We start from the raw sequence: 15,915 nt of genomic DNA, 5'->3' as shown, positions 1-15,915 counted from the left end.
TCTCTCCCCTTCCCCGCTAGAACAAGACCGGCAGCGACGCGAGGCCCCGCAGGAAGGATTTGTTCCAGCGGACCTCGTCGGGCGGCACGGCGAGGCGCATCGCGGGGAACCTCCGGAAGAGCGTGTCGAAGGCGATCTGGCCTTCCACCCGCGCCAGCGGCGCGCCCACGCAGAGGTGAATGCCTTTTCCGAAGGCGACGTGCCGCTCCGCGCCCTCGCGCGTGATGTCGTACGTGTTCGGATTCGGGAAGCGCGCGGGGTCGCGGTTGGCCGCGGCGAGGCCGACCATGACGGGCTCGCCTTTCGGGATGCGGGCCCCGCCGAGGTGCACGTCTTCCTTGGCGATGCGCGCGGCGACGAAATCGACCGGGCCCCAGTAACGCAGCGTCTCCTCGACGACGCCCTTCGCGAGGCTCGGATCCGCCGTGAGCTTCGCGAGCTCCGTCGGATGCTGAAACAGCGCGAAGGCCCCGTTGCCGATCAGGTTCACCGTGGTCACGTGCCCGGCGAGGTACAGGAGAAACACCGTCGACAGCACCTCGTCCTCGCTCAGCTTGTCGCCCGCCTCCTCGGCCCGCAGGAGGTCCGAAATCATGTCCTCCACGGGGCTTTGTCGCTTCATGACGAAAAGATCCCGCAGATAGGAGATGAACTGGCGCAGCTTCGCGATCGTGTCGGAATCCATTCCACCGACGCGGCGACGGTCGGCGCGCACGAGGTTCTCCGTCCATTGCTTGACCTGCGCGCGATCCGCGAGGGGAATGCCGAGCATGTCCGAGATGACCGTGACGGGCATCGGATACGCGAAGGCCTCGATGAGGTCCATGCGGCGATCGGGCGCGCGCTCGCCCCGGGCCTCGGCGGCGCGCTCGGCGACGTCGAGCAGGTCGTCCGTGAGCTTCTGGATGCGCGGGCGCATCACCTCCATGATGCGCGGCGAGAAGCTCGGCTGGATGAGCTTGCGCAGGCGCGTGTGATCCGGGGGATCCTTGGAGAGCAGCGACTCCGAGAGCAGGCGCAGCTCCTCGATGACGGGGGGCAATTTCTCGCGTTGCTCCGGGGTCATCGCCGTGCGGCGATCGGAGGAGAAGCGGCCATCGACCAGGGCGGAGAGCACCGCGTCGTAATGCGACACGAAGAGGTGCTCGCGCGCGAGGAAGGCCTCGAGATCGGCTCCGCCTTCGTCGCCGCCCGCGGCCGTGCTCGCGTCCGTGAAGGAGACGGTGACGACGGGGCCCTCCGCCCACGCAGCCGCGTAGTCCTCGTGGGCCCGGCCCGGGTCGAGAGACAACGTCACGGTCGCCGACGCCTTTTCGGTCTCTCCGTTCGATCCGTTTTGCATGATGTCCGCTCCCCGCCGAGCGCGTGGCGCTGCCGGCGCCCTGCCATTCTAGGAGGTGCCCGCGGCGCGTCCACGCGAGGGAGGCCCTTCGTCGAAAGGAATTCGCAGGCAGGAAATCAGGGACAAGCGGGCGGACGGAGGAAGGCTTATCCCTCTCGCCGCGAGACGCGCGAGCCCCGAGCCCCGCGGTGCGCCGGCAAAGCCTCGATGATCATCGTCCCGGCTTCCTCGGCTGCGCGCGCGACGTCCTTGTCGACGAGGACTTCTCCGTCCCGCGCCGCGCCCGCGAGCTCGGTCGCCTCCTGCACCGCCGCGCCGAGGATCATGCAATGCGAATGAAAGGGCGCGCCGAAGGTCCCCACCGTCAAGAGGCCCCGCGCCACGCCGACCCGGGCGCGGACGAACGGCGCCCCGTGGCGGGCCGCGATCTCGGCGGTCTGCTCGATTTGATGAAGCGCCGCGTGCATGGAGGCGAGCTCGACCGCGCTGCGATCCTCGCCGAGCGCGCCGAACGCGAAGAGCATCTCGTCCCCGCGTGACGCGTGCATCGTGCCGGCCATGGTGAACGCCGCCGTCGCCGCGGCCTCGGAGAGCTCGTCGACGAGGACTTTGAATCGACGCGGCGGGAGGCGGTCCGCGGCCATGTCGAGCCCGGAGAAACGGAGCACGAGCGCCGTGGCGAGGCCACGCGCGGGCACGCCCCCGACGAGCTCGGCCCCCGGCGCGCCCGCCTCGCCGCGCTCCGGGCCGAAGCAACGCTCGAGCAAAAGCCTTCGCTCGGCGTCCGCGCGCTCGCCGAGCGCATGCAGGCGGAGCGCCGCGATCCGCAAGAGCCCCGCGACGAGCGCGGCGTCATACGACGAATACGCCTTGCCGTCGGAGCGCGCGCCCACGACGACCACGGACGCCGGCGCCGCCGCGGCCCCGGCCGCGCCCTCGGCAGAATCGAGCGGCAGGACCAGGAACGCATGCGCATCGAAATGGCCGAGGCGCGTGATGCGCCGGCGAATCTCGTCCACCGGCGTGCCATTCGCGGGCTCGCGGGTCGCGCCGCTGAAATCGCCGTCGACGTCCGCGCGGGGCCCGGCGAGGGAGCGCGGGCCGGTCCCGGAGCGCGGGCCCGTCATCGATTGCGAGGGCGGCGCGCCGGGGACGCGCGCCCAGTAAATGCCGCCATCGCCGCGCTCGAGGAGGCGCGTGGTGCGCGGGGAGAAGCCGCGCCGGATCGTGTCGAAGAGCAAGGTGACGACCTCGTCCTCGGAGGCGGCATTGGACACGGCGCCGGCCAGCTCGTCGAGCACGGAGGCCGCGTCGACGTGGGCGCGGCGCTCGACGAGGCGGCGGAGGCGGAGCGCGACGGGCTCCGCCGCCGCCACGACCGCGGCGACGCCCGCGACGGCGCCGAGGCCGAGGTACATGACCTCCGAGCCGGCGAACGCATAAGCGATCCCGCCGAACGAGAAGGCCGCGGCGGCGAACACGGCGCCGAGCACGACGAGCATGGCGAGGACACGGGAGACCTCGCGGAGCGCGACGTCGACGTCGAACATCTGCCGGCGCTGGATCTGGTGCGCAAACGCCGCCGGAAAGCCCGCCAAGGGGAACATCGCGACCCAGCTCAAGCCGGCCACGGAGGAGGTGTGGAGGCCGAGGCTGATCGGCACGAGCTGGAGCACGACGCACGGCAGGACGGAGAGGCCCGCGGACCACAACATGAAGCGCGCCGATTGCCGCGCGGAGAGCGTCCGGCCCCGGAAGCGCATGTAAAGAAAGGAGCCGAGCAGCGCGAGGAGCCCGAGGAGCATCATGCCGACGCCGGCCCGCGTACAGGCGTTCCCAATGGCAGGATCGGCGCCGGCGGTCCTCCACGTGACGAGCAACGCGATCGCCGGCAGATACGGGATCCAGAGGAGCCAGCGCCGCTTTTGCGTGGCGCCGAAGAGGCCGGAGAACGCGAGCGCGAGGTGGACCTCGGCCGCGCCGGTCGTCGAGCAGCCGAGGTAATAGAGCCAGGTGAACGCGCTGTCGACGAGATCGAAATCGACGGAGGCAATGAGGAAGAGGCTGACGGCGCTGGTGAAGGCCACGAGCGCCTGCACGGGTCGCAAAGTGGGCCGTTTCCAGCCGGCGACGCCGCCGACGAGGAGGAACAGGATCGCAGCGACGAGGCCCGAGGCATACTGCTTGAGCAGCGAGGCCCAGCCGAACGGCGTGACCGGCACCGCCACGTCGAACGTGCGATCGCCGCGCCGGAGGGTGTAATTCACGAGCGTACCCGGCGCGAGCCGATGCACGTATTCATGCACGTCCCTGCCGCGACGCACGGTCCTGCCATCGACGGCGAGCAGGCCGTCGTAGGGCTCGATGCCGCGCTCGATCCCAGGCCAGGTCGGCTCGACGACGGCCGAGACGAGCAGCCCCGCCTCGACCGTGAAGCCGGGGAACGTGGCGCGCGCGACCTGGGGAAACTCCGCCAGCGCGACGAGCGTGAAGAGCAAGGTCGCGAGGATCCACCCGCGCATCAAGAACGCCGCAATCCGGCCCGGCGCCGCCACGGGCGCCGGCAGAGGCTCGCTCTGGAGCGCCCGGAGATCCTCGGCCATCTCGGCCGCCGTCGAATACCGCGCATTCGGATCCTTTTCGAGCGCGCGCATCACGACGCGCCCAAGCTCGAGGGGAATGCCGAGATCAGGGCGGCGCTTCTCAGGCGCGATCGGCGCCTTGTGCGTGAGCGCATAGGAGAGCTCAGCCACGCTCGCCCCCTCGAACGGAGGCTCCCCCGTGAGCGCGCGGTACATCATGGCCCCGAGCGAATAGAGGTCGCTGCGGCGATCGATGGGTTTTCCCTTTGCCTGCTCCGGGCTCATGTAGCGAGGCGTGCCCCAGACGGCGCCCGTCTCGGTGAGCTCGGTGGATTCGTGGTCCTCGAGCTTGGCGATGCCAAAATCGAGGAGCTTGACCACGAAGTCCCCATCCTTGCCCGCAGCCCGCGCAAGGAAGACGTTCTGCGGCTTGATGTCACGGTGGACGACGCCACGGCGATGGGCGTCCGCGAGGACATCGAGGAGGTCGAGCGCGATGCGCGTAACACGCGCAGGAGCAAGCGGCGCCTCCCGCTCGATCAAGCCGCCAAGCGTCTCCCCCTCGAGGTATTCCATGACGAGGTAGAGCGCCCCGTCGTCCGTTTGTCCAAAATCGTAGATGACCGCAGCATGGGGGCTCGAGAGCTCGCGCATGATGCGCGCCTCACGGCGGAAGCGGTTCACAACCGTAAGGTTGTCCGCCATGCGGCGATGCAGGATCTTGACCGCCACGCGGATGTTTTTCCAAGCGTCGCGGGCAAGGTACACCTCACCCATGCCACCCGAGCCAAGCTTTCGCTCGAGCCGATACCGACCAGCAATGGTAGCGCCCGCGGAGACAGCAGGCCCAGGCGGCGGCGCACTCGGCCTCACACTGCGCGGCCCATCAACCTTCGTCGGGACGTCCTCGCGGCTCAGGCTCTCGTCGCGCTCCGTGTCGCCCTTCACGCAGAAGACGCTACCACGAGCGAAGCCGCTGGCGAAGAGCCGCCGCGCCGGGGCGCCGCCCCGGACCCCGCGGGGGCTATCCGCCCCTCGACCCGGACCAGGGCCAGCCCTGGACCTCCGGGCATCGACTGCGCGAAGCGCAGTCGATGCGGGGAAAGTTTTTCAAGCTGTCCGCCCCCTCTTTGCTGGGCCAGCCCTGGACCGTTTGGGGAAGAACTGCGCGATGCGCAGTTCTTCCCACAGGCCGGTGGGACCGCGGTGCCGGCGAGACTGTCATGCCGCTGTCTTGGCTTCCGTGGGTTCTCCCGCGACGAACCCATTCAACCTTTTTGCCATTGCCTTCGACGGCAATTCATGAGACAAAGCAAGCGACGCCAGCCGGTGCAGGAACACCGACCGGCGTCTCCCCACAACCCCGACCGAACCGGAGTCATGAGTATGGCTACGATACCGCTCCATCCGCCGCCGGCAAACTTTACGGCGGCGCACGCCCTGCTTGGGCGTCTTTACCTCGAACACCGCAATTTCCTGCGTCGCCTTCTTCTCGGTCAGGCCATCCCGTCCCGCGACGTGGATGACCTCGTGCAGGAGGTCTTCCTCACGGCCTGGCGCCGGCTCGACTGTCTCGTGACGCCGGAGCAGGCCCGCCCGTGGCTCCTGGTGATCGGGCTCAACCGTGCGAGCAATTATCGGAAGCTCTTGCGTCACGAGCGAGAGGTCTTCACGGGACTCGCGGAGGACTTCGCCGAGCAGGAAGACACCTCGTCACCGGAGGAGCTGCTGCACGCGACGTACGGGTTCTTCCGGCTCAAGCGATTTTTGGCGAAGATCGGCCCGCGCATCCGGGACGCGGTGATTCCGTATCTGGAGGGATGGTCGATCGCGGAGATTGCCGCGTCGCTCGGGGTCAAGGCGAAGGCTGTCTACAGCCGCCTGCGCCTCGCCCGGGAGCACTTGAAGACACTCGCGCTCGCGTGACCCCGCCCCCGCCCCCGCAGCGGCCCCCGCCCCCGCCCCCCAGGTCGAACCTCCCCCCTGGCCCCTCTCTCCCCCACCCCGTCCCCCGTTCGACCCCCAGCCGAGGCGCCCGCCCCCCTCGCCGCGCCTCACTCGAACGCCGACCCGGGACCCCCTCAGCCTCGCCACTTCCTTCTCGCTCGCGAACAAATCCGCAGCTCCCCCTCGCCGCCTCGTTCTCACACACGAACTTCGAAGCCTCCGCCCCTCGAAGGCGCCGACCCGAACCCGACGACGGCCCCATGCCGCCCTCGAACGTCGCAATGCGAACCTCGATCCAAAAGGTCGTGCCCCTCTTCCTCCCGCATGTCGACGCCGACACGAAAGGTCGTAGCCCTCTTTCCTCGCGACCCGCACCGCAAAGCAGAAGGGCCCAGCCCGCCTCGATCGCCGCTCGCGCCGCGCGCATCGAGCCCCCAGACCTCCTCGCGTGCGGGCCACGCGCGACCCAAAGCCCCCCGCGCCCTCTTTGGTCCGCGCGCGAGTTCCAAACGAAGACCCCCGCGCCCTCCTTCGCCCGGATCCACCCCGCGGCCCGCGAGCCCGCCTCCCTCCCGCGCTCGGGTCAGGGTCACGCATACGGAACCCCCGTGCCTTCCTCGTCGTGCCTCGGGCAGCACGCAACCCGCTTTGCCACCACCAGAGCCGTCGCTCGACCCTCGCTGAGCATGGGTCGCTTCTCGAAGGCGTCTCGCTGGGGCGTTGCCCCAGGCCCCACCCGGGGCTGTCCGCCCCGGGACCCGGACCAGCGCAAGCGCTGGACTCGTGGTCGATGAACTGCGCTCCGCGCAGTTCATCGAACGGCCGATGCAAGACCGCAACCGCCCCTGCCAACCAAGACAGCCGCGCCAAGGGTTCACCTGGCGACGTGGTACCAGCGACGGCCTGTGGGAAGAACTGCGCGTTGCGCAGTTCTTCCCCCAAAGGTCCAGGGCTGGCCCTGGAAAGAAGGGGCGAACAGCTTGAAAAACTTCCCCCGCATCGACTGCGCTTCGCGCAGTCGATGCCCAGAGGTCCAGGGCTGGCCCTGGAAAGAAGGGGCGAACAGCTTAAAAAAACTCTCCCCGCATCGACTGCGCTTCGCGCAGTCGATGCCCAGAGGTCCAGGGCTGGCCCTGGTCCGGGTCGAGGGGCGGATAGCCCCCGCGGGGCCCGGGGCAGCGCCCCGGCGAGGCGCCCCCTCGATGAAATCCATGCTCAGGGAGGCACGGGCCGATAGGTCTCCACGACTGGCTCGCCCGTGTTGATCCAGCGGAAACGGTCGATGAGCGTGGCGCTGTCGAGGATGGCGTCGCCCGAGTCGTAGACGGCGAAACGGACGGTGAACGTCTTGCCGCCTTGCATGGGCGCGGTGGTTGTGAGCCAGCCTGTGGCGCCGCTGCCCTGCGCCGCGTCGTATCCTGTGCCCGAGAGCTCGCCCGTGCCGAGGCTGCAAGGGTAAACCATGCCGCTGACGGCGCAGGGCGGGCCGTTCTGGCAGGTGCATACGTCCAGAAAGACGTTGTTCACGCTGATGACGTTGCCCTGGCCGTCGAAGGAGATGTTTCCGTCGGTTTGCCCCGGGGGCGTGGGGGAGAGCAGTGCGACGAAGGCGTCGTTGAATGTGGAGCAGGTGAAGGATGGGAACTCGGCCGTGTAGTAGTTGAATTCGAATGCGAAGCCGACGGTGCCGATGGGCGCGCGTAACGTCACCTCCAGCGCCACGCCGTCGTAGGGTTGGCCGGTGATGACCCCCGGGCAGGCCGGCGAGGGCTTTGGAAAACCCTCCGGCGCGGCGTGCAGATAGCCCTTGGCATAACCGCTGAATGGCGTCTGGTAACCCGCTTCGCCGGGGCGGCGGGCGGCGCCGCTGGAGAGTGCGAGCAATCGTTTTCCTGCTCGCGGGAGCACGTTTGGGCCGAAGCTGTCGAAGAGGCCGTGCCCGAGTGCGTAGGGAGCTTCGTATCCCGAGGGAATGGGGGTGCCGTCGGGGAGCACCCAGCGGGCGTCTTGCAAGCCTGCGCCGTCCGGGCCCTCGGCGAGCGTGCAAAGCTCGATGGCCTTTGCGGCGTGGAATGGATCTGCGTCGTCGAAGGCGAGGTCGTCGTCGCACGGCGAGGTCCCGGGGTCGCCGCCGCTGCTGCCGCCGGCGCTGCTGCTGCTGCTGCCGCCGTCCGGCAACGCCCCGCCTTCGCCGCCGGCGCCGCTCCCGCCGGCGCCGCTCCCGGTCGTGGAGCTCGTGGTGACGCTGTCGCTCGTGCTGCTCGTGGGATGGCCCGGATCTGGGCCGCCGCCCGCTCCCCCGCTGCCGCTGCCGCCGCCCAGCGAGACGAATTGGCCGCAGGCGGCGGCGACGATGGCGATCGCCGGCAGGAGGGAGAGCGGGGCGGGTGGTTTGCGCATGCGCGAGAGGATCACTCCATCGGGCGGAACGTGCCTACGACGCTGTCCGGCTGGGTGGTCCAGCGGAAGTGGTCGACGAGGGTGGCGCTGTCCATGATTGCGTCGCCGTTGTCGTAGGTGGTGAAGCGCAAGGTGAACACGTCGCCGCCGTTGATGGGCGCGGTGGTGGTGAGCCAGCCGGTGGCGCCATTGTTCTCGAACCCGGTGTCCAGGAGCTGCCCCGCGCCGAGCCCGCAGGTGGGCTGGTTGCAGACGTCGAGGAAGACGTTGTTCACGCTGATGATGTTGCCCAGGTTGTCGAAGGAGATGTTGCCGTCGCTTTGCCCCGCGGGCGTCGGCGAGAGCAAGGCGACGAAGGAGTCGTTGAAGGTCGAGCAGGTGAAGGACGGGAACTCGGCCGTGTAGTAGTTGAAGTCGAAGGCGAAGCCGAGCGCGTTGTTCGGGGCGCGGAGCGTGACTTCGAGAGCGACGCCGTCGTAGGGCTGGCCCGAGACGACCCCGGGGCAGGCCGGCGAGGGCTTGGGGAAGCCGTCCGGCGCGGCGTGCGTGTAGCCCTTGGCGAAGCCTCCGCTCGGGGACGTGTAGTTCGCATCGTTCGGGCGGCGGGCGGCGCCGTTGGAGAGGCCGAGGATGCGGTCGCCTTTGCGCGGGGGCACGTTGGGGCCGAAGGTGTCGTAGATGCCGTGGCCGAGGGCGTAGTTCGCCTCGTAGCCCGCCGGGATGGCCGAGCCGTCGGGGAGCGTCCACTTGGCTTCGATGAGGCCCCAGGCGTTGGGGCCATCCGCGGTCTTGCAGATCTCGATCGCCTTGGCCGCGTTGTACGGATCCGCGTCGTCGAGGGCGAGGTTGTCGTCGCATTTCGGGGGGCCGAAGTCGTCGACCGGCACGCCGCCCGAGCCGCCGGTGCCGCTTCCACCTGCGCCGCCTGTGCCGCCTGTCGCGCCGCTGCCGCCTGTGCCGCCTGTCGCGCCGCTTCCGCCGGTGCCCGGGGTGCCGGAGCTGCTGCTGCTCGAGGTGTCGGGGTCGGGGGCCGCGCCGGTGCCGCCGTCGCCGTCGTCGCCGCCGCCCGCGGTGACGGAGCCGCTGCATGCAGCGAGGACGAGCAGGGACGCAAGCGAGAGCGACACGGTGGAAAGCGCCAATCGATTGTGCATGGGGGGTCTCCTATGCCAGGGGGTCAAGAGAGGGCCGACGCTACCGATGGCCGGTGGGGATCGAATCGATCACGGAATCGACACGCCACCGGCGAGAGGGCGGAGACGCTCGGCGTAGGGGCTCTGGGGGTGGGCTTCGAGGAAGCGGCGGGCGCGATCGGCGGCGGAGGCGTCGCCGGCGCGGGAGAGCGCTTCGATGCGGAGGACCTCGGCTTCCAGGGCGAGGTGGCCACGGGGGAAACGCGCGGCGTAGTCGTCGAGCGCGCCGAGGGCGCGGGGGCCGTCCCCGGATGCGAGCGCCTCCCGCGCGATGCGGAGGGCCTGGAGCTCCGCGGCGAGGCGCGCGGCGCGGTCGGCCGAAGCGGCCGGCGCGGGGGCCGCGGGGGCGCGTTTTCCTTTGGGCGGGGATGTTGCCTCGGCGGGAGCGCTCTCCGCGGGCGGACGTGGGGTTTTGGCCGGCGCCTCGACGGCCTCGGGAGGGGTCGGGGGGGATGCTGCGGCGACCGGGAACGGGCGCTCCCGCAAGGCGTCTGCGAATCGGTTCGCTGCGATGGGGACATCGCCCTCGCCTCCCGCCGCGCCGACCGCGATCCCGATTCCGATCGCGGAGGCGCCGATCGTGAGCGCGAGCCATTTCGCCAGGGCGCCCTGAAGAAAACCCTTCGTCGTCCCGGCCGAGGCCGCCTTCGTCGCGGCGATCGCGCCGAGCCCTGCGGCGGCGCCGATCAGCGCGGCCTTGCGCTCGCGGGCGCGCTTGTCGTCGAGCGTGCGGGCCGCGCGCAAGAGCTCCGCCCCCAGGTCGTCTCCGTCGACGAGTCGCTCGGGATCCGTCATCGAATGCTCCGTTTCTTGCGCGCCTGGAGCCGCGTGAGCTCTTCCTGGAAGAGCTCGCGGCCGCGGCGCAGGCGGGACGCCGCCGTCCCGAGCGGGATCCCGAGCAGACTCGCGATCTCCGGGACCCTCATCTCTTCGAGCTCGAACAGGACGAAGACCGCGCGCACGTCGAGCGGCAACGTCTCCAGCACCTCGTCCAGCATCGCCCGGGCCCGCCGCTGCGCGAGCAGCTCCTCGGCGTCAGGCCCGGTGTCCGGCGGCTCGAGCGCGGGCCCCGCGGATGCGTCCTCCGAGAGCGAGACCTCGCCCCGCCGCCGCAGGGTCCGCCGGACCTGCATGGCCACGCGCATCGCCGTCCCGAACAGGAAGGCCCGCTCGCTGCCGGCGGCGATCTCGTCGAGCCTCCGGCTGAGCACGATGAAGACCTGCTGCGCGGCGTCGTCCACGTCGGCGTCCGGCACGCCGAGGCGGCGCACCGAGCGCCAGACGAACTCGAAGTGCTCGTCGCGGATCGCCCGGAAGCGCGCCGCGGCCTCTCCCTCGACCGGGGCGACCGAGGGCGGCGACGAAAGGGACCAATCGACCCCCTCGCCGCCGTCCTGCGTGGTCCCCAGGGTCGTCATCGTCCCCCGGATGTCGCGGGCGCCGCGTTTCGATCACGAAATCGTCTCACGCCCCCTCGTTCACCAGAACACCCACCCCGCGCCGATCGCGCCGAAGCCTCCGAGGGCGGGCGTCGCGTGGAGGACGCGGCGGGGGTCCTCGAAGCCGAAGAGCTCGCGGACGAGCGGCACGACGAGCCCGGCCTCGGCTTCGAGCGAGAGGTACGGCAGGGGCCGGGCCTGGAGCCGGCCCGCGGCGGTCAAGGCGAGCCAGGGCCGCGTCGCCTGCTGGGGGTTGACGACGGAGAGGCCCTGGCCCTGGAGGGCGCCGACGTCGAGGCCGGCGCAGGGGCGCGCGGCGAGCGGTCCCACGACCCAGGCGAACGGGCACCCGGAGAGGCGGGCGGCGATCCAGCGGAAGCGGGCGGCGCCGCCGTCGGTCTCGGTGGTGGGGCTCTGGGCGACGGCGAGGCCGAGGCGGAAGGCCGGCGCGAGGCCTGCGTGCCCCCAGGAAGCCCGCTCGGCGAAGAGGACGAGGCCCCAGGCGGGATCCGGGGAGAGGGCGCTCCAGACGGCCCCCTGCGCGCCGACCTGAACGTGGTGCACGGCACGCGGAGGCGGTGGCGGAGGCGGTGGCGGCGGCGGTGGCGGCGGCGGTGGCGGCGGTGGCGGCGGCGGTGGCGGCGGTGGCGGCGGTGGCGGTGGCGGCGGCGGTGGCGGTGGTGGCTCCAGGGGCTGGTTGAGCCCTCCCTCGATGGCCAGCGCCGTCACCAGGGAAAGCGCCCCCATCACCTCCTCGCAGCTCTCGCCCGACACCTCGCGCAGCGAGCTTTCCCCTCCGGGCACCTCGATCCGGAGCTCCCCGCGCAGCCGCCCTCCGTTCTCCTCGAACAGGCTCGCCGTCAGCGTCCGCGCCACCTCCCCCTCCTTGGCCACGCGCAGGTCCGGCACCTCCGCCCGCACGGCCGCGAGGAACTCCTCGGCGCCGGGGCAACGGGCGGGGGCGGTGTAGACGAGCCGGACCGGTGCGAGCTCGCCCGCGGAGGCCCGCGTCGCGAAGAGCAGCGCGGCGAGGGCCCCGGCTCGCGCGAGCCGTCGCGGCGCTCGGTCAGGACGCGCGCCGCTCATCGCCGAGGGCCGGCTCTTGCAGGTACCGCGTCTCCGGGTTCTCGCGACGCCAGAGGACGGTGTCCATGAAGTAGTGGTGGATGTTCACGAGCGCATAAAGCGCCGCGAAATACGGCGTGGGGCCGAGGTCCTCGGGCATGAGCTTGCCGCGCGGCGCGAGCGCCTCGTCGAGCGCCGTGGGCGCGCCGTGGAAGAGCAGCCAGCCGAGCCCGAGGGCGCTCACGGCGAGGATGCCGAGGCGCGTCCGCGCCGAGCGCTCGAACCAGGGCGGCCCCTCGCGCTCCCGCGCCTCGTTTCCCTTCATGAGCCACACGAAATACAGGTATTGCACCGAGTGCAGCGCCGGAAGGACGTACCGCACGAGCGGGTCGCTGCTCGAGTAGATCGACCACGACCAGATGCTGCACAAGAGCGCGGTGAGCGGGGTCAGAATCGGCAGACGCCCCTCGCGCCGCCACTTCTGGAAAAGGACCCACGCGAGCGGCAGCGCCGTCGATAAAAACACGACGTGCGTGAGGTGCTCGAGCCACGCTGGGTGCGCGAGCGTGGTGTAGACGACGCCCTTTTCCTCGACCTCGCGGCCCGGGTCGGCCGGGCTCGCCCAGGCGTAGGCCCAGCCGGAAAAGCAGTGCGCGAGGACCACGAGCCGCTCGCGCGGAGCGAAACGGACCCCGCGCCGCGCCGCGAGCACGGTGAAGACGCCGAACCCTTGCTTCACGTAGTGCCAGCCGACCAGGAAAAACATCAGCCGCACGAGCAAGCTCAACGTGAACGCCGATCGCGTGGCGAGCCCCACGATCGCGACGCCGCCGAGGACGAGCGGGACCACGAAGCCCGCGACGAGGTATCGAAGCCGCTGGGCCCCACGAAAGGCGCCGCCGAACGCGCGGGCCTTCGCGTCCTTGTAAAACAGGACGTACGTGACCGCGAAGTGCGGGTCGTTGATGACGAACGCCGCGTGGAACATGAGGAAGCCCACCGCATATTCCGCGGGGTCGAGGCCGAAGGCGCGCCGAACCAGAAAGGAGAGCGGAAACAGGAACGGCGTCAGGCCTCCCACGAGGAAAAACTCGACCAGGTGGCGTGAAACGCCTCGGGTGCGCGACGGCGCGAGGGGTCGCGACGGAGCCATGGGCACGCTGGTCATGGACCCGACGCTACCATCCCTTGCGCCCGCCTGGACCCCGCATGAACGGGCGCTTCGCAGTTGACGGGTCCGGGGGAGTTTGGTTGCCTCGTCCTCTTGGAGCGCCATTCACCATGAGCGATCGCGAAAGCGGCTACCTCGCCTTCCTTTCGAGCCAGGGGCAGGAGCTCTGCGGCGCGATTTCCAGGGACGCAGCGACGGACATCCCGTTCCTCGGCAAGGCGGGGGCGCCCGAGGCCGCGGCGTGGGTCGAGAAGGTCGTGACGAGCGCGATCCGCGTGCTCGCCGGGGAGGCGGAAACCGAGACGCTCGTCGCCCATTTCGTCGATCTCGCGACGCGGGGCGCCGCGCCCGAGGAGGTCGTCCGCGCGGTCAGCCTCTGCCGACGGCATGGGCTTGCCGTCTCGCTCCGCGCCCTGCCCGAGGTGGCGGGCGCGGCCGAGGGGATCCTGCGCCTCTCTGCGTGCTTCGACGCGGCCGCCGAGGCCCTCGGCCGGCACTACGCCAAGGTCGCCGAGGCGCGATGCCGGGACGGATCGGCGCGCTTCCGCAGCCTCGTCGGCGCGATCGGCAACGTCATCGTGATCGTCGACGAGGACGGCCGCATTTCCGACTGGAATGGCGAAGCCGAGCGAATTTACGGTTACTCCCGGGACGAGGCGCTCGGCAAGGACTACGTCGAGACGTTCCTGCCGCCCGAGGTCCGCGCGGTAATCCGCGCCGACATGCGCAAGGTCCTCGCGGGCGAGCCCTCGCGGAGCTACGAAAACCCCGTCCTCGCGCGGGACGGGAGCATCCGGCTCATCGAGTGGAACGTCGATCGCGTGCTCGACGGCGAGGGCCGCCCCGTGGCCATCGTGGCGAGCGGCTACGACGTCACCGAGCACCGGCAGAACCGTGACCGGCTCGAACGGAGCCGGGCCGAGGTCCAGGCGATCCTCGACAACGCGCCCATCGTGGTCTTCGTCAAGGACCTCGAGGGCCGCTTCACGTTCGCCAATCGCGAATTCGACGCGCTCTTCGACTTCTCCCGCGGGTGGATCGTCGGCAAGTTCGACGGGGATTTCCTCCCGCCCGAGGCCGTAAAGCAGAATCGTGACAACGACCGGGATGCGCTCGCGGCGGGGCGCGCGCTCCAGAGCGAGGAGACCATCCCGGGCAAGGACGGCATTCACGTCTACATGGTCTCGAAGTTCCCGCTCTTCGACCCTGGCGGGGCCCCGTACGGGGTCTGCGGGATCGCGCTCGACATCACCACCCGCAAGCGCGCCGAGGAGGAGCGGGCGCAGCTCTCCCAGCAGATCATCGACGCGCAACACGCGGCGCTGCGCGCGCTCTCGACGCCGCTCCTGCCGATCGCGAGCGGGGTCGTGCTCATGCCGCTCGTCGGGGCCATCGACGCGGCGCGGGCCGCGCTCGTGCTGGAGACGCTGCTCGACGGCGTGGGCCTCCATCGGGCCGAGGTCGCGATCCTCGACATCACGGGCTTGCGGGACGTCGACACCGAGGTCGCGACGGGCCTCGTGCAGGCGGCGCAGGCGGCGGCGCTGCTCGGGGCGGAGGTCGTGCTCACGGGCGTGCGGCCGGCGGCGGCGCGCACGCTCATCGAGCTCGGCGTCGACATGCGCGGGATCAAGACGCTGAGCAGCCTTCAGCAGGGCGTGACGCACGCGATCACGCGATCTCGCGGCCGCGCCCGCTGAGTCAGCCGCGCGGCGAGGCGAGCCACTTCCTCCAGGCCGCATAGTCGCGCCCGCCGAAATCCTTTCCGCTCACCTTCTTCAGGATCTTGTACGCAAAGTCGTGGTTGTTCGGCTGCTCGAGCTCGAGCAGCGCGATCAGCGTGGGGCCGGCCTCCTTGATCACCTGCGCGTAGAGCTTCGCGCCGTCCGGCCGATCGACGAGGCCCCAGGTCACGGCGGCGGCCTTGTTGCGGTCGCTCATCGTGGGCCCGTTCAGGTTCTTCAGCACCGGCGTCAGCGGCACGGCCACGTCGTGGTGGAACATGGCCACGTTCACGAGCACGCGCGTCGCGTTGTTGCGGACGAGCGTGTCGGGATCGTCGAGCAGCGGCAGCATCAGGCCGACGAGCTTCTTGCCGTCCTTGATGTGGGCGAGCAGGAACGCCGCGGCGGCGCGATCCTTCGGATCCTTGTCCTCCTTCAGGATCTTGACGAGTTTGTCCTCGTTCGGCGGCACGTCCTTCACGAACTTCTCGCCATAGGGTGCGAGCTTTTCGTGCACGTACCCGCCCATGCAGTGGAATGCGGGGCACGCGACGCGTTCGGGGCCGATTTGCTTCTCGCGCATCATGCGGAAGAACGTGGACTCGTATTCCTTCCACGCCGCGAGCAGGCCCGCCGGATCCTCGAAATCGCCCTTGGGCTCGGGGCCGAACGTGAGGCGCTTCTTCAGGTCCTTGCGCTCGACCACGTCCACCGTCACGTAGCCCTGCGGCACGTCGCCCATGTTGTAATAGGTGACCGGCGAGAGCGTGACCCAGCCGATGTCCTTGTGCTCGGCGAGGATGCCGTCGACCATCTCCTTCTTGAGCTTCTCCGCGAGCGCGTCGTCCTCGGTGTCGAACCAGCGCTGGAAGGTCTCGCCGAATCGCGTCCGCACCCAGGCGCCGTCGAACTTCTTCGTGCCGTAGACGTCGACGCCCTTGAGCACGGGCGCGGGCGCCGGAGGCGGGGCCGGCGGCGCGGGGGCGGCGGCCGAGGCCGTGGGCGCTGCGGTTACCGACAGGGCCGGCGCGGGCGCGGGCGTCGCGGCGGGT

At 70.5% G+C, this 15,915-nt stretch carries 11 protein-coding genes; 2 read left to right on the top strand and 9 right to left on the bottom strand.

From position 1 onward, the window contains the following. Positions 1–16: 16 nt before the first annotated feature. On the bottom strand, positions 17–1,342 hold the full coding sequence (locus QHF85_RS45230) for a cytochrome P450 (RefSeq protein WP_281333721.1): 1,326 nt from the start codon (positions 1,340–1,342) through the stop codon (positions 17–19). Between the two features lie 146 nt (positions 1,343–1,488). Continuing rightward, positions 1,489–4,797: a protein kinase gene (locus QHF85_RS45225; RefSeq protein WP_281333741.1), complete on the bottom strand. Its 3,309-nt coding sequence runs from the start codon at positions 4,795–4,797 to the stop codon at positions 1,489–1,491. Between the two features lie 513 nt (positions 4,798–5,310). On the opposite strand from QHF85_RS45225, the gene QHF85_RS45220 reads away from it, so the two are divergent. Continuing rightward, on the top strand, positions 5,311–5,850 hold the full coding sequence (locus QHF85_RS45220; protein WP_281333720.1) for an RNA polymerase sigma factor: 540 nt from the start codon (positions 5,311–5,313) through the stop codon (positions 5,848–5,850). Between the two features lie 1,236 nt (positions 5,851–7,086). On the opposite strand, the gene QHF85_RS45215 is transcribed toward QHF85_RS45220, so the two are convergent. The 6 genes from QHF85_RS45215 to QHF85_RS45190 all read right to left on the bottom strand — a co-directional run bounded on the left by QHF85_RS45215 (position 7,087) and on the right by QHF85_RS45190 (position 13,121). Then, entirely contained in the window at positions 7,087–8,271 is a 1,185-nt protein-coding gene (locus tag QHF85_RS45215; protein WP_281333719.1) for a choice-of-anchor L domain-containing protein, read from the bottom strand. An 11-nt stretch (positions 8,272–8,282) separates the two neighbouring features. Then, on the bottom strand, positions 8,283–9,425 hold the full coding sequence (locus tag QHF85_RS45210; RefSeq protein WP_281333718.1) for a choice-of-anchor L domain-containing protein: 1,143 nt from the start codon (positions 9,423–9,425) through the stop codon (positions 8,283–8,285). A 69-nt stretch (positions 9,426–9,494) separates the two neighbouring features. Then, the gene (locus QHF85_RS45205; protein WP_281333717.1) at positions 9,495–10,259 is read right to left on the bottom strand and encodes a hypothetical protein; all 765 of its coding nucleotides are present in this window, start codon (positions 10,257–10,259) and stop codon (positions 9,495–9,497) included. Then, on the bottom strand, positions 10,256–10,882 hold the full coding sequence (locus tag QHF85_RS45200; protein WP_281333716.1) for a sigma-70 family RNA polymerase sigma factor: 627 nt from the start codon (positions 10,880–10,882) through the stop codon (positions 10,256–10,258). The genes QHF85_RS45205 and QHF85_RS45200 overlap by 4 nt, the downstream gene beginning before the upstream one ends. 60 nt (positions 10,883–10,942) lie before the next feature. Continuing rightward, the gene (locus QHF85_RS45195) at positions 10,943–11,989 is read right to left on the bottom strand and encodes a hypothetical protein (protein ID WP_281333715.1); all 1,047 of its coding nucleotides are present in this window, start codon (positions 11,987–11,989) and stop codon (positions 10,943–10,945) included. Continuing rightward, positions 11,970–13,121, bottom strand: coding sequence for a hypothetical protein (locus tag QHF85_RS45190; RefSeq protein ID WP_281333714.1), 1,152 nt, complete (start codon positions 13,119–13,121; stop codon positions 11,970–11,972). The genes QHF85_RS45195 and QHF85_RS45190 overlap by 20 nt, the downstream gene beginning before the upstream one ends. Positions 13,122–13,249: 128 nt before the next feature. On the opposite strand from QHF85_RS45190, the gene QHF85_RS45185 reads away from it, so the two are divergent. Further along, a complete protein-coding gene (locus QHF85_RS45185; RefSeq protein ID WP_281333713.1) occupies positions 13,250–14,839 on the top strand; it encodes a PAS domain-containing protein in 1,590 nt (529 codons plus the stop codon). Between the two features lies 1 nt (position 14,840). Here the strand turns inward: QHF85_RS45185 and QHF85_RS45180 are convergent. Next, on the bottom strand, positions 14,841–15,915 hold a 1,075-nt coding region (locus QHF85_RS45180; protein ID WP_281333712.1), incomplete at its 5' end, for a HEAT repeat domain-containing protein.

Origin of the sequence: Polyangium sp. 6x1 (genome assembly GCF_029946515.1) — a bacterium.
GTDB lineage: Bacteria > Myxococcota_A > Polyangia > Polyangiales > Polyangiaceae > Polyangium.
The sequence above is the reverse complement of the archived record's forward strand: the minus strand, read 5'-3'. Positions and strand labels throughout refer to the sequence as shown.